Genomic DNA, 13,505 nt, shown 5'->3' with positions numbered 1-13,505 from the left:
CCGCGGCGCGGCGGTGGTCTCACTCCGCCGCCCGCGCCCCCCCCCACCGCCGAGGGCCGCAGCGCGAACCCCCCACCTCTGCCGAGAAAAGCCGTGGGGGCCTCCCCGAGGGAGCCAGAGTCCCTCAAGGAGGCCCCCACGGACCATCGGGGGATGGGAACTACTTCCAGTCGACCTGCGGGGAGCGGTAGAAGTCGATGCCCTGCGCGGTCCACCGCGGGCCCTGCTTGGCCAGCCGCGTCCGGTAGGCGTCCCAGTTGTGCGTCGACTTCGGCGACCAGCCGATCTCGGCGTGACCGGCGAGTCGCGGGAACGCCATGTACTCGATGTTGTCGTTGTTCACCAGCGTTTCCGACCACAGCGGGGCCTCGACGCCGGCGACCTGGTGTTCCGACACGCCCTGCACGTACGTGGCCGGATCCCAGTCGTAGGCGTCCTTGACCTCGACGTACCCGGCCCAGTGCAGGCCGAGCGGGCTGTCCTTGTTGTACTGCATGTCGAGGTACGCCTTGTTCGCCGGCGACATCAGGATCTTGTTACCCCGCGCGGCGGCAGCGGCGACGTCGGCGTTGGTGCCGACGGTGTCCCAGAACTGCGGGATCGCCGAGGTCGGCGGCTGCGACTTCGCGATGTCGTGCCAGCCGGTGATCAGCTTGCCGTACTTGGCCACGATCGGCTGAACCTTGCGCTCGAAGGTCAGGTAGTCCTCCGGCTTGGTCGCGTGGGCCTCGTCGCCGCCGATGTTGACGTACTTGCCCGGCGTGAGCGCCGAGATCTCGCGGATCACGTCGTCGAGGAACTTGTACGTGATGTCCTTGTTGATGCACAGCGAGCTGTAGCCGACCTCGATGTCGGTGCGCAGCGGCGGCGCGACGCCGTCGCAGTTCAGCTCGGCGTAGGAGGCCTGCGCCGCGTTGGTGTGGCCGGGCATGTCGATCTCCGGCACGACGGTGATGTGCCGCGAGGCCGCGTAGGCCACCAGGTCCTTGTACTGCTCCTGCGTGTAGTAGCCGCCCTTGCCGCCGCCGACCTGGGTCTGGCCACCGTAGGTCGCCAGCCGCGGCCAGCTCTTGATCTCGATGCGCCAGCCCTGGTCGTCGGCCAGGTGCAGGTGCAGCGTGTTGATCTTGTACTGGGCGATCTGGTCGATGTAGGTCTTGACCTGGTCCGGGGTGAAGAAGTGCCGCGCGACGTCGAGCATCGCGCCGCGGTAGCCGAAGCGCGGGTAGTCGAGGATCGAGCCGCCCGAGACGGTCCAGCGGCGGTGTTGCACGGACTTCGCGTCGATCGCCGACGGCAGCAGCTGACGCAGCGTCTGCACGCCGGTGAACAGGCCGTCGGCCGTGTTGGCCTTGAGCGTGACGCCGTGGCGGGAGACGTCGAGCTGGTAGCCCTCGGTGCCGACGCGCTTGTCGGCGTGGCCCAGCTCCAGCGAGATCGCCGGAGCACCCCAGTTCTTCGAAACGACCGGCAGCCGGTAACCGGTGGCCGGGTGGAGAAGGTCGCGGAGGTAGTCCGCGACCTGGTTCGCGCCCTTGTCGGCGCGGATGACGGTGTACGGCGAGAGCTGGAAGCTCGCCTTGGCGTCGGCCTTCGCCTCGACGGGCGCGGGGACGACGTCGGTCACGCTGCGTTCGGTGTTTCCCTGGTGACGATCGGCTTCGGCGGCCGTCGCCGAGCCTGCCAGTGCGGGCAGGCCGAGAGTCGCGAGACTCACGACGGCCGCGCCCAGCACGGCTCTGGACAAGCGCTTCCTCACGGAGCACCTCCGGTCGGGGGGATCAGGAGAGTCGTTAAAGAGGTATAGACCAATGTGGTGTGGAGCACAACACTCCTTCGTCGTACTGGTCCAGACCGGTGATCGGCTCAGCGTGACCGCTTCATGAACGAGCGGCGCGCGTCCGGGCGCCGGCGGCGGGGTTTTCCGTGAAGTCTTGCCGGAGTGCTGCGCAGGGTGACGTGTCCACAGTGGATGACCAGGCGCGTGGTCGGCGTGCGACGGCGCGCCACCGGGTGGCGACCGAAAGTCGTCACATACTGTGACCATCTGATGGCGCGTCGCACCGCGGGACACGTCGGTCGGGGAATCACCGACATCGGATGAAGGGCTCGCTCCACGCAGGGTGGCTCGGGCGCTCGACGTCGCGATTGCGGTATTCAGGTGAACCTCGGGGTCGGGGCCGGGCGCTATCAGCGGAGTCACAGGACCACTACGGAGGATGGGCTGTGCCACATACCCGGCAACCTCGTGCGAACGGTGAGCGTCCTAAGCTGGACCACGGGGGAACAAGCTCGTGGCAGCACAGAGACGTCACGGGACAACACAGACGGTGAGGGGAGCCAGGCGGTGGGCGGACTCGCGAGCGCACTGCTCTCGCTCGCGCATTCCCTGTTCGGGCCGGGAATCTGGCCTGGTGACTGGGTCTGGGCGACGAGTACCGCCGGCGCGCTCGTCGCACTGGTGCCCGCGATCGGCGCGCTCGCCGTCGCGATCGTCCGCAAGGGGACCGGCAACCGCTACGACGCGGTGACGCTGTCGGTGTTCGGGGGGATCGGCGTGGTCAGCACGCTGGTTCTGCCGTGGCTGCTGTCCGTCGGCATCTCCGAGACCTACCGGGCGGTGAACGCCGGGGAGAAGAGCGGCCTCTCGAAGGCAGAGCTGGCCACCATGGACAAGTCGTATGCGGACTTCATCGGCCCGCAGAAGACCTATCTCGGCGGCGGCCAGAACATCTACGAGACGCTCTTCTACCCGCAGGGCCTGCAGATCTCCTACGTCTACTACCTGGTCGCGCTCATCGCGCTGCCGGCCGGGTCGCTGCTGTTCATCATGCTGCAGGCGCGGACGGCGTTCCGGCGCGGCCCGAAGTGGCCGTCCCGGTTCTTCTGGATCCCGTTCGTGGTCATGGTGCTGGTCAGCGTGTCCATGGAGGCCAACACCGCCATCCACTTCTGGCTCGGTTTCCTGCCGTTCAGCGTGCTCGGGCTGATCCCGGTCGCGCTGGTCGGGCCGCCGCCGTGGTCGGTCATCCACCGGTCGGTGCAGGAGAAGCGCGACCCGGAACCGCAGCGCCCGCCCCAGCCGCCGTCGCAGGCCGCGCCCGTCCCGCCGCCACCGCGGCAGTACCCGGCGACCGCGCTCGCGCAGGCCCCGGAGCCACCCGCGCTGGCTGCCGTGCCGGGCCCGGTCCCGCCGCCACCCGGCTCGCGCAACGCGGGCGGCAGCCGCTACCGGCGGGTCCGGCAGCTCGGCGCCGGCGGGTTCGGCACCGTATGGCAGGCCGTGGACACCCAGCTCAACCGCACCGTCGCGCTGAAGATCGCGCACGCGCCGGACCGCGACACCGAGGAACGGATGCAGCGGGAGGCCCGCGCGCTCGCCGTGGTGAACCACCCGAACTGCGTCAAGGTGTACGACCTGGTCGAGGAGCCCGACGGGCTCGCGCTGGTGATGGAGTACCTGGAGGGCCGCGCGCTCGCCGACGTCGTCGATGCCCACGGCCCGCTCGACGACATCGCCGCCGGACGGCTGTGGTCGACGATGGCCGGGGCACTGGCCGCCGCACACGACAAGGGCGTGCTGCACCGCGACCTCAAGCCGTCGAACATCATCATCGATCCCGGCGGGCTGGCCCATCTGATCGACTTCGGGATCGCGCGCAGCCAGGGTGATTCCAAGCTGACCGCGACCGGGATGATGATCGGCACGCCCGACTTCGTCGCCCCGGAGACCGCCATGGGCGCGCCCGCGAGCCCCGCGTCCGACGCGTGGCAGCTGGCTGCGACCGTGAGCTACGCGCTGTCCGGACAGCCGCCACGCGGCACCCGCGAGACGCCGATGGCCGCGCTGATGGCCGCCGCGCGTGCCGAACCGGTGTCGCGGCTGCCCCAGCGCAGCGCGCACACCCGGATCCTGAGCGCGTCGCTCGACCAGGAACCCCGCCGCCGCCCGACGCTGAACGCGGTACGCCGCGAGGTCGAAGGCTGGCTCGCCCGTGCGGGCAAGTCGCCCGACGGCCCGGTCACCCAGCTCGTTCCCCGGCAGCCGCAGCGCACGAGGCAGGTGCAGCCGCCACCGCGTCGCTGACGGTCAGGCCGCGGGCCTGACGGCGGAGAACTCGACGTACTCCTTGGGCACGTGCCGCACCTGCTCCTCGGCGAACCCGGCCCGCCGCAACCGCTCCGGCAGGGTGCCGACGTCGACGACGTTCATCGTGTCGCCGATGTGCAGCAGCCGGAACGCGAAGCTGAGCTGGCTGTCGGTGCCGCGGAACAGCCCGCCCGGCCGCAGCACCCGCGCTGCCTCGGCGAAGATCGCGTCCTGCAGTGCGGCGGTCGGCACGTGGTGCAGCATCGTGAAGCACACGACCGCGGAGAACCGTCCGTCCTCGAACGGCATTTCGGCTCCACTGCCGTGCACGACCTCGGCGCGGTCCCCGTACTTGTCCCGGAGCAGGCGGCTCGACGCGTCGTCGACCTCGATCACGGTCAACGACGAGGTCCGCCGCAGCAGGACGTTCGTGGTGGCGCCGAAGCCGGGGCCGATCTCGAGGACGTCGTCGCCGAGATCGAACCCGTCCAGGAACTCCGGCAGGACGTCGTCGATCTTCTTGGCCCATAATTCGGAGCTGCAGAGCTTGCGGTGCAGGAAGTTCATCGGCATGGATCCGACGGTAGGCAGACGCGATCGTGGCCGGAAGGCGATAGCCTGACAAGTGATGTCGCAGAACGGTCAACTTCGCGGACAGTCCGGCGCGATGCTGCTCGGCGCGTTCGACTTCCCGGCGGGAACGTGGACGCCGTGGCACGAGCACGAGGGCCATCACCAGCTCGTCTGGGCGGCGCGCGGCGTGCTCGCGGTGAACGTCGGCGAAGCGCATTGGGTCCTGCCCTCGACCCGCGCGCTGTGGCTGCCCGCGGGCGTCCGGCATCGCAGTGGTTCGGTCGGCCACGCGGTGATGCTCGGGATCTACGCCGATCCGCCACGGTGCCCCGTGACCTGGCCGGAGCCCCGCATGGTCACGGTCCGGCCGTTGCTGCGCGAACTGCTGGACCACCTCACCGATCCGGACCTGCCCGAACAGCCGCGGCGCCGCGCCGAAGCGGTGGTGTTCGACCTGCTGGAACCCCTCGACGTCGTCCCGATCGTGGTGCCGTCGCCGTCGGACCCGCGTGCCCTCGACGTCCAAGCCGCGGTCACCGCGGAGCCCGCCGATCCGCGCGGGCTCGCCGAGTTCGGCCGCGCGGTGGGCGCGAGCGAACGGACCCTGGCACGGATCTTCGTCCGCGAATGCCATATGACGTTCGGGACCTGGCGGACGCAGGTCCGGCTGCGGGCGTCGCTCCCGCTGCTGGCCGCGGGACTACCGCTCGCGGCCGTGGCCGAGCGGGTCGGCTACGCGTCGGCGAGCGCGTTCGTCGCCGCCTTCCGGCGAGCCGTCGGGGTCACGCCAGGCGCCTACTTCGCCGGGTGAGCGGCGGCTAACGCCAGGAGGGCAGCCACATTTCGGCCTGCCAGTGCGCGTTGGTGATCGGGACGCCGTTCAGGATGGGCCACAGCCAGGCGAAGTTCGCCACCACCAGCCCGACGTACAGGGCGACGACGAGCAGACCGGTGCCCCGGCGTTCGAACCCGCGTTTGGCGCCGCCGAGGATCTGCCCGAGCGCGAGTGTCAGCCCGAGCACCAGGAACGGGGCCATCGGCGTGGCGTAGAAGAAGTACATCTGCCGGTCGATGTTGGTGAACCACGGCAGCAGACCGGCGAAGTAGCCGACGAGCACCGCGGCGTACCGCCAGTCCGCGCGGAAGAACCAGCGCCAGAGGCCCCAGCCGAGCATCGGCAGCGCCAGCCACCACATCGCCGGGGTCCCGATGAGCATCGTGATCGAGGTACAGCGCGATTCGCCGCAGCCGGTCAGGTTGCCGTTGGTGTAGTAGAGCATCGGCCGCAGACCCATCGGCCAGGTCCACGGCTTGGACTCCCACGGATGCGGGTTGTTCTTCGGCGTCAGCAGCGTCTCGTGGAAGTGCAGGACGTTCATCGCGTAGTCGCCGAGCGAGCGCAGCGCCGGCGGTACCCAGCCCCAGAAGCCGGGGGCGATGTCCTTGATCTCGGTGTAGTGCCGGTCGGTGCCGGTCTCGCTGGCGAACCATGCCCAGTACGCGGCTAAGTACATCAGGAACGGGATGACCAGGATCGCCCACAGCGCGGGCAGCACGTCCCGGCGGAGCGTGCCCAGCCACGGCCGTTCGACGCCCGCCGCGCGCCGCGCCGCGACGTCGAAGGCGACACACAGCAGCCCGAACGCGGCGATGTAGTACAGCGCCGACCATTTCACGCCGAAGGTCAGGCCGATCATCAGGCCGGTCGCGAACCGCCACCAGCGGAACCCGAGCTTCGGGCCCCATGGGGATTCGCCGATCCAGCCCTCGCGGACCGCGACCGCGAGCCGCTCCCTGACCTGGTCACGGTCGCACAGCAGACAGGAGAACGCGGCCAGCACGAACACCGCGATGAAGATGTCGAGCATGCCCATCCGCGACTGCAGGTGCAGTACGCCGTCGCAGATCACCAGCACCCCGGCGATCCCGCCGAGCAGCGTCGAGCGGGTGAGCCGCCGCGCGATGCGGACGGTGAGCAGCACGATCAGCGTCCCGGCCAGCGCGGGCATGATCCGCCAGCCCCAGCCGTTGTAGCCGAACAGCCATTCGCCGATCGCGATGAGCTGCTTGGCCAGCGGCGGGTGGACGACCAGCTCGTACCCGGCGTTGTCCTCGTAGCCACCGTTGCGCAGCATCTGCCACGCCTGCGGGACGTAGTGCTTCTCGTCGAAGACCGGGGTGCCGACGTCGGTGGCCCCGGCGAGATCCTGGATCCGGACGATGGCGCCGATGACGATGAGCACGAGCGTGACGACCCAGCCGCGCAGGCGGTCGGCCGGCATCCCGCGGCCGAGCAGCGTGGCCTCCCGGTCGGAGGGGGGCGCTTCGGCCGGGCCCGGCCGCACACCCTCGTCGTCGGGACGGGTCAGCAGTGCGGTCACGGGGCCTGATACTACGGCCGGGCCTGTTCGCTCGTCGTGCGGATCGGTGAGATTCGCGGGGCTTGTCATGGGGCTTATAAGGTGCGGCCATGAGTTCCTCCCCGACGGCAGGTCGTCTGGTCCTGGCGGCCACTCCGCTCGGGGACGTGCGCGACGCGTCGCCCCGGCTGGCCGAGGCGCTGACCGACGCCGACGTCATCGCCGCCGAAGACACCCGCCGCCTGCGTTCGCTGGCCGCCGCACTCGGCGTCACACCACGCGGGCGTGTCGTGAGCTTCTACGAGGACGTCGAGACGTCGCGCCTGCCGAAGCTCGTCGAGTCCCTGCGGTCGGGCGAGACCGTGGTGCTGGTGACCGACGCCGGGATGCCGAGCGTGTCGGACCCGGGGTTCCGGCTCGTGGCCGCGTGCGTCGCGGAGGATCTGCCGGTGACGTGCTTGCCGGGCCCGTCCGCGGTGACGACCGCGCTCGCTTTGTCCGGTTTGCCGTGTGACCGGTTCTGTTTCGAGGGTTTCGCGCCGCGTAAGCCGGGGGAGCGTGCGAAGTGGCTCTCGGCTTTGGAGTCCGAGCAGCGGACCGTGGTGTTCTTCGAGTCGCCGCATCGGCTGGCGAGCACGCTGGCCGATGCTGCCTCGGTGTTGGGCGCTGATCGCCGGGCTGCGGTGTGCCGTGAGCTGACGAAGACGTATGAGGAGGTCAAGCGCGGGTCTCTTTCGTCGTTGGCCGCGTGGGCCGCCGACGGGGTGCGTGGCGAGATCACCGTGGTGTTGGCGGGGGCGGAGCCGCGTTCGGTGTCGGTCGCGGATCTCGTCGGGGAGGTCAGTGAGCGGGTCGCTTCGGGGGAGCGGTTGAAGGCCGTGGCCGCTGAGGTGGCGGAGGCTGCTGGAGTGTCCAAAAAGGAGCTGTACGACGCCGTGCTCGCGGCTCGGAAGTGACGCGGTCGAGCGCCCCAATGTGGCATTGGGTGCGTTGGACGCAGCGAACGCCACATTGGGGCGCATGACCACCGCACGATCCGGACGCGGCATGGCTGCGAGGGCGACGCTAGGAGCTGGGCCGGAGCGAAGTGAAGCAAAATGGGCAATGCGTGGTGTAAAACCGCAGGTGAACAAGTGTGCTCCCCGCAGACGCGGGGATGACCCCAACAAGCCGATCCTCGGCCCGCTCTCCGGGCAGTGCTCCCCATGTCTGCGGGGCTGACCCCCGGCGCCCGATCCAGTCCCCGGACCCGGCCGCGTACTCCCCGCGTCTGCGGGGCTGGCCCCCGGAAGGGCGGCCGGTCGCTCACGATCGACCGGTGTTCCCCGCGTCGGCGGGGATGAACCCACGTCGATGCCAAAAGCGCGCTTCTGAACGGGGTGCTCCCCGCGCCCTGCGGGGATGATCCTCCCGTCGCCGAGTTCTGATTCGACACCGTCGAGTGTTCCCCGCGCTTGCGGGGCCGAACAGGCTCAGCCCAGCAGAGCCATCGCCGCGGCGCGGGCTTTTTCGGCGTCGGGGGTGCCGCCGGTGATGATGTCGGTGTAGATGAAGGACTCGCCGATGCGCACCAGCAGATACGCCAGATCGGGTACCGGCAGCGGCGGGTCGAGGCGGTCCGCGGCGATCTCCGCTTCCAGTAGCGCGGACACCTTCACGATGGTCCGGCTCTGTACGAGACTGGCCTTCGTCGTGAGTATCCGCAGCGCCCGCTCGGGTTCGCGGCGGAGGAAGTCGCGGAAGGGGGCCGATTCGTTCACCGTGCGGGCGAAGGCGCCGACGACGTCGGCGATGCCCGCGGCGCCGCGGCCGTGGGCGTGGCGGGAGCGGGCGTCGAGTACGGCTTCGGTGAGTGACCAGAGGATCTCGCCGAGGAGCTGATCGCGGCTGCCCACCCAGCGATGCAGCGTGGCGCGGCTGATGTCCAGCGCTCCGGCCAGGTCACGCATGTCGATGCGGCGGCCGTGCAGGAACCATTCGCGCGCGACGGTGAAGGCGCGGACGGCATCGGGCCGCCGTGGACGGGAGACAGCTGCGGTTTCGATGTGGCCAACTTATCACGTACCGTCACGGCATGAGACATATGGAAGAATGTCTCATCTCGACCGCGAGGAGGACGCAGATGCGCGCAGTGCAGGTCACCGAGTTCGGCGGGCCCGAGGTGCTCACCCCCGTCGACCTGCCGGACCCGGAACCCGGCCCGGGGCAGACCCTGATCGAGATCGACCGCATCGGCGTCAATTTCGCCGATACGCATCAGGCCGAGAACAGCTATCTCGCGCCGACCAAGCTGCCGTTCGTGCCCGGCGGCGAGGTCGTCGGGCGCACTTCGGACGGCCGGCGGGTCGTGGCGTTGCTCAACGGCGGGGGCGGGTACGCCGAGCGCGCGGTCGCCGACGACGCGATGACGTTTCCGGTGCCGGACGGGGTCGACGATCTGACCGCGCTGTCCATGCTGGTCCAGGGGGCGACCGCGTGGGTGCTGCTGCGCAAGAACGCCCATCTCGAGCCGGGCGAATCCGTCGTGGTGCACGCCGCGGCGGGCGGGGTCGGGTCGATCGCGGTCCAGCTCGCCAAGGCGTGGGGCGCCGGTCGGGTCATCGCCACCGCGAGCAGCGACGAGAAACGCGCGCTGGCATTGGAACTCGGTGCCGACATCGCCGTCGATTCCCGCGCCGCGGACATGACCGAGGTGCTGCTCGACGCGAACGGCCGCCGTGTCGACGTCGTGCTCGACATGGTCGGCGGGAGCACCACCGACCAGAGCATCGCCGCGCTCGCGCCGTTCGGTCGTCTCGCGTTCTACGGTATGGCCGGGCGTGAGCGGCCGAAGCCGGTCGAGCTGCGCAACCTGCTCGGCCACAGCACGACGATCGCCGGGATGTGGCTGCCGCACGTGTTCCGCTTGCCGGGCAACGTCTTCGGCACCGCGCTGGCCGAGCTGTTCGACCTAGCACTGGCCGGGAAGATCCGCGCGGTGCCGGGTGGTGAGTATGCGCTTTCGGACGCGCGCAAGGCGCACGAAGCGCTCAGGTCGCGGGGCACGGTCGGCAAGTTGCTGCTCGACCCGGCGAAGTAGCTCAGCGGGGCGGGGTCGCCAGCAATCTCGTGAGCGGGGCCGATTTGTGCAGGCATTCCTGCCATTCGGCCTCGGCGTCGGAGTCGGCGGTGATCCCGCCGCCGACCCCGAGCGCGATCGTGTCCCGGTGGATTTCGAACGTCCGGATCGCGACGTTCAGTTCCAGCCCGGCGATCGGCGACGCGCAGCCGATGGCGCCGGTGTAGACGCCCCGGCCGCTCGCTTCGAGTTCGGCGATCAGGTCAAGGGAACGGATCTTCGGCGCGCCGGTCACCGAACCGGGCGGGAACGTCGCCGCCAGCAGGTCGGCGTCGGACAAGCCGCCAGCCAGCTCACCCTCCACTGTGGACTCCAGATGCCAGACGCCGGGCGCGGGGCGGACGGCCAGCAGCTCCGGCACCGTCACGCTGCCGACCGTGCACACCCGGCCGAGGTCGTTGCGGACCAGGTCGGTGATCATCACGTTCTCCGCGACGTCCTTTGTGGACTCACGGAGCCGCTGGGCGTTTCCGTCGTCGGCCGGGCCGCGGCGAGGTAGCGTGCCCTTGATCGGCGTCGAACGCACCGATCGGCCGTGCCGGGCGAGAAACAGTTCGGGGGACAAGGACACGATCGAACCCCATGAACCCGCGAGGTGCGCGGCGCGGCGAGGTGCCAGCCGCCGGACGCCCTCGGCGAACAAGGCCGGGGCGCTGCCGCTGAACTCGCCGGTGAACCGGCAGCAGATGTTGGCCTGGAACAGTTCCCCCGCTTCGATCGCGTGCACGCACGACTTGACGGCGTGGTGGTGGGTCGAGGCGAGCGGAAGGTTCATCGGACCCGCCGACCAGGTGGCCGTGAGCCCGTCGAGTGCCAGCGCGGATTCCACAGTGGACAGAAGGTCGGCCGGATCCGCCGCGTCGTCGGGGACGAGCGCTTCGAGCCAGCACTGTCCGTCGTTGTCCCAGCGCAGTACGTGATCGGCCCAGCCCCACGCCGCGGGCGGCAGCGCGCCGGACCGTCCCGACGGATCGGTGAGGTCGTAGCCGAGGTAACCGAACCAGCCGCCGCCGACGGCACCCGGTGCGGCGTCACGGATCTCGGGCAGGCGGGCCGGGATCGCGAAGGCTTCCGCGGGGTCCGAAACGGGTGTGAGGCTCAGGCTGGGGACGACGACCGCACGCGAGCCGAACCACTCGCCGCACAACGCCGCCGGGGGCGCGACTCCGCGTGAAGCGGCGGACGCGGCCAGTCGCGGAAGGGCGTGTTCGGGCGCGATGTCCGTCCCGAGCACCCGTCGCACCAGCCGCATGGCGACATTGTCGCCGTAACACGCCTCAAAAGGACAGTGGGAGTGACGTCACTGACGATCCACAGAAACGGCCACTACCCTCGGCTGCCATGTCGACCGATTTGACCGATGAGGTATCGGCCGGGCCGCGATCGACGTCGGGGGAACCGGACGACCGCCGCGAGCGGCTCCGGCAGCGGTACGTGGTCGTGCTGCTCTCGGCGGTGATCGGGCTGGCGATAGTGCTCCGGATCTCGTTGTTCCGGTACCAGACCACGGACTACCTCTACTACTACCGCCAGTGGTACGAGTTCGTCGTCGAGCACGGCCGGTTCGCGGCGTTGCGCTACGAGTTCTCGGACCAGAACGCGCCGTACCGCTACGTCATGGTGCTCGTGACGCTGCTGCCGGGCTCGCCGCTCACCGGGATCAAGGCCGTTTCCGTCTGTTTCGAACTGCTCATCGCCTTCTTCGCCTACCGGATCACCGCGCTGAGATTCGGCACGGCTTCGTGGGTTTCCGGGGTCGCCGCGCTGATCGTCTTCCTGCTGCCGACCGTCGTGCTCAACGGCTCGATGTGGGCGCAGGGCGACGCGATCTACGCGTCGTTCGCGCTCGGCGGCGTCTACTTCCTGCTGCGCAGAATGCCTTACTGGGCCTGTGTCTTCTTCGGACTCGCGCTGGCGTTCAAACTCCAGGCGATCTTCATCCTGCCGCTGCTGCTGATCATGGTGCTGCTGGGCAGGGTGCCGTGGCGGGCGGTGCTCGCGATCCCGGCGGTGTACCTGCTGCTCGACGTCCCGGCGCTGCTGCTCGGCGCCGATCCCGGCAAGCTGCTGACGATCTACGTCCGGCAGACCGACATCTGGCCGAAGCTGACCATGAACGCGCCGTCGATCTGGCAGTTCTTCCGCGGCACCGAGGGCATGGACAGCATGCGAGCGCCCGCCGTGCTCTTCGCCGGGGTGCTGGTGCTCGTGCTGTGCCTGCTCGTGCTGCTGAGCCGGGCGGAGCCGACCGGCACCCGGATCCTGCTGCTCGGCACGGTGTCGGTGATGCTGGTGCCGTTCGTGCTGCCCTCGATGCACGAGCGGTACTTCTACCTCGCCGACCTGCTGACCGTGCTGCTCGCCTTCCACCTGCCGCGGCGGCTCTGGTTCGTGCCGGTCGTGGTCCAGTTCGTCTCGCTGCTCAGCTATCTCCCGTTCCTGTTCCGGGCGGGCGACGGCGGCGAGCCGGTGGACTTCCGGATCCTGGCGGCGCTGGAGCTGGCGATGCTGGTGGTCCTCGTGCGGGAAACGGTCCGGCAGCTACGCCCCGGCCTCACAACAACAGATCTGCCAGGGTGAACGGATAGACGACGGCGTCCTGCGCGACCGGGCAGCCGATCCCGGGCACGTCGGTGCCGAAAGCGTGTTCGTGCATGCCGAGCCTGCTGTGGAACCAGCCGGGACGGCCGGGGATCCCGTTGTGCCGCGCCAGCCACAGCACGACGTCGCTGTCGGCCCAGCGGTCGGGGTGCAGCCGGTGCGCCCAGTGGTCGTGGTCGGCGTACACCAGCACCGTGGTGATCTTCGCGGCGTGCCGGACGTGCTTGATCCACGTCTTGACGAACCGGTCGTCGACGCTCTCGGCGGCCACTTCCAGCGCCGGGGCGAGCGAGCCGGGGGCGAACGCGCCGAGCCTGCTCGCCGTCCGCACGAAGTGCTCAGCCTGGTCGTGCACCGCGCCGGGCCGGGCGTAGTGCCGTCCGCCGGTGTGCAGCCCGGCCCGCTGCGCGCCGGCCAGATTGCGTTCGGCGACGGTGTTGCTCCAGTTGGTGTTCTCGCTGATCGTCACCGAGGCGAAGCGGACCCGCCCACCGCGAACGGCGGTCCAGTCGGCCACCTGTTCCCGGTGGGAGAGAGTGATGCCCTGGTCGCTTTCCGGTTCCGTCACGCTCTGCCCCCGCAATCCCCGAGCTGGGTGATAGACCACTCTAAACCGCTGAACGGCCGAACGTGACACTTCGGCACATCGCGTGTCAGCGCAGTCTTGGGGGAGAGCTGCTGAAGGGGGGGTTTTTAAGGAGGACCGGGGTGGTATTTCCCCGCGGGGGGGCGCCGGCCGCGGCGAGCGGGTGTGTGGGGGGGC

General features: G+C 69.8%; 11 protein-coding genes. 5 read left to right on the top strand and 6 right to left on the bottom strand.

Annotation, left to right across the window (positions count from 1 at the left end):
* Positions 1 to 160: 160 nt before the first annotated feature.
* Entirely contained in the window at positions 161 to 1,759 is a 1,599-nt protein-coding gene (locus ACFWY9_RS09965; protein WP_378338640.1) for a beta-N-acetylhexosaminidase, read from the bottom strand.
* Positions 1,760 to 2,347: 588 nt separating this feature from the next.
* Here ACFWY9_RS09965 and ACFWY9_RS09960 point away from each other — a divergent pair.
* Positions 2,348 to 4,087 (top strand): serine/threonine-protein kinase, encoded by a 1,740-nt coding sequence (locus ACFWY9_RS09960; RefSeq protein WP_378324414.1) that lies wholly within the window; start codon positions 2,348 to 2,350, stop codon positions 4,085 to 4,087.
* Positions 4,088 to 4,090: 3 nt separating this feature from the next.
* Here ACFWY9_RS09960 and ACFWY9_RS09955 read toward each other — a convergent pair whose 3' ends face one another.
* On the bottom strand, positions 4,091 to 4,663 hold the full coding sequence (locus ACFWY9_RS09955) for a class I SAM-dependent methyltransferase (protein ID WP_378324415.1): 573 nt from the start codon (positions 4,661 to 4,663) through the stop codon (positions 4,091 to 4,093).
* Positions 4,664 to 4,718: 55 nt separating this feature from the next.
* Here ACFWY9_RS09955 and ACFWY9_RS09950 point away from each other — a divergent pair, with 55 nt between their 5' ends.
* A complete protein-coding gene (locus tag ACFWY9_RS09950; protein WP_378324416.1) occupies positions 4,719 to 5,474 on the top strand; it encodes a helix-turn-helix domain-containing protein in 756 nt (251 codons plus the stop codon).
* Between the two features lie 7 nt (positions 5,475 to 5,481).
* Here ACFWY9_RS09950 and ACFWY9_RS09945 read toward each other — a convergent pair whose 3' ends face one another.
* Positions 5,482 to 7,044 carry a dolichyl-phosphate-mannose--protein mannosyltransferase gene (locus ACFWY9_RS09945; RefSeq protein ID WP_378338639.1) on the bottom strand — a complete coding sequence of 521 codons (1,563 nt, stop codon included), beginning with the start codon at positions 7,042 to 7,044 and terminating at the stop codon, positions 5,482 to 5,484.
* A gap of 89 nt (positions 7,045 to 7,133) precedes the next feature.
* On the opposite strand from ACFWY9_RS09945, the gene rsmI reads away from it, so the two are divergent.
* Complete coding sequence (rsmI, locus tag ACFWY9_RS09940) at positions 7,134 to 7,979, top strand: 16S rRNA (cytidine(1402)-2'-O)-methyltransferase (protein WP_378338638.1); 846 nt, start codon at positions 7,134 to 7,136, stop codon at positions 7,977 to 7,979.
* 516 nt (positions 7,980 to 8,495) lie between these two features.
* On the opposite strand, the gene ACFWY9_RS09935 is transcribed toward rsmI, so the two are convergent.
* Complete coding sequence (locus ACFWY9_RS09935) at positions 8,496 to 8,972, bottom strand: QsdR family transcriptional regulator (protein ID WP_378324420.1); 477 nt, start codon at positions 8,970 to 8,972, stop codon at positions 8,496 to 8,498.
* Positions 8,973 to 9,145: 173 nt separating this feature from the next.
* Here ACFWY9_RS09935 and ACFWY9_RS09930 point away from each other — a divergent pair, with 173 nt between their 5' ends.
* The gene (locus ACFWY9_RS09930; protein WP_378324421.1) at positions 9,146 to 10,102 is read left to right on the top strand and encodes a zinc-binding alcohol dehydrogenase family protein; all 957 of its coding nucleotides are present in this window, start codon (positions 9,146 to 9,148) and stop codon (positions 10,100 to 10,102) included.
* Between the two features lies 1 nt (position 10,103).
* Here the strand turns inward: ACFWY9_RS09930 and ACFWY9_RS09925 are convergent, their stop codons facing one another.
* Entirely contained in the window at positions 10,104 to 11,393 is a 1,290-nt protein-coding gene (locus ACFWY9_RS09925; RefSeq protein ID WP_378338637.1) for an aminodeoxychorismate synthase component I, read from the bottom strand.
* Between the two features lie 89 nt (positions 11,394 to 11,482).
* Here ACFWY9_RS09925 and ACFWY9_RS09920 point away from each other — a divergent pair, with 89 nt between their 5' ends.
* Complete coding sequence (locus ACFWY9_RS09920) at positions 11,483 to 12,721, top strand: hypothetical protein (protein ID WP_378338636.1); 1,239 nt, start codon at positions 11,483 to 11,485, stop codon at positions 12,719 to 12,721.
* Here ACFWY9_RS09920 and ACFWY9_RS09915 read toward each other — a convergent pair.
* Entirely contained in the window at positions 12,696 to 13,310 is a 615-nt protein-coding gene (locus ACFWY9_RS09915; protein ID WP_378324427.1) for a glycoside hydrolase family 25 protein, read from the bottom strand. The genes ACFWY9_RS09920 and ACFWY9_RS09915 overlap by 26 nt on opposite strands.
* Positions 13,311 to 13,505 lie beyond the last annotated feature (195 nt).

This window comes from Amycolatopsis sp. NPDC059027 (genome assembly GCF_042739735.1).
In the GTDB taxonomy this organism is placed as follows: Bacteria; Actinomycetota; Actinomycetes; order Mycobacteriales; family Pseudonocardiaceae; genus Amycolatopsis.
This window is presented reverse-complemented; position numbering and strand designations above follow the sequence as displayed.

Coding starts and splice junctions, on each gene's coding strand:
- ACFWY9_RS09955 (WP_378324415.1), bottom strand. CDS start 4,663: ATGCCGATGAACTTCCTGCACCGCAAGCTCTGCAGCTCCGAATTATGG.
- ACFWY9_RS09935 (WP_378324420.1), bottom strand. CDS start 8,972: ATGCGTGACCTGGCCGGAGCGCTGGACATCAGCCGCGCCACGCTGCAT.
- ACFWY9_RS09920 (WP_378338636.1), top strand. CDS start 11,483: ATGTCGACCGATTTGACCGATGAGGTATCGGCCGGGCCGCGATCGACG.
- ACFWY9_RS09930 (WP_378324421.1), top strand. CDS start 9,146: ATGCGCGCAGTGCAGGTCACCGAGTTCGGCGGGCCCGAGGTGCTCACC.
- ACFWY9_RS09950 (WP_378324416.1), top strand. CDS start 4,719: ATGTCGCAGAACGGTCAACTTCGCGGACAGTCCGGCGCGATGCTGCTC.
- rsmI (WP_378338638.1), top strand. CDS start 7,134: ATGAGTTCCTCCCCGACGGCAGGTCGTCTGGTCCTGGCGGCCACTCCG.
- ACFWY9_RS09925 (WP_378338637.1), bottom strand. CDS start 11,393: ATGCGGCTGGTGCGACGGGTGCTCGGGACGGACATCGCGCCCGAACAC.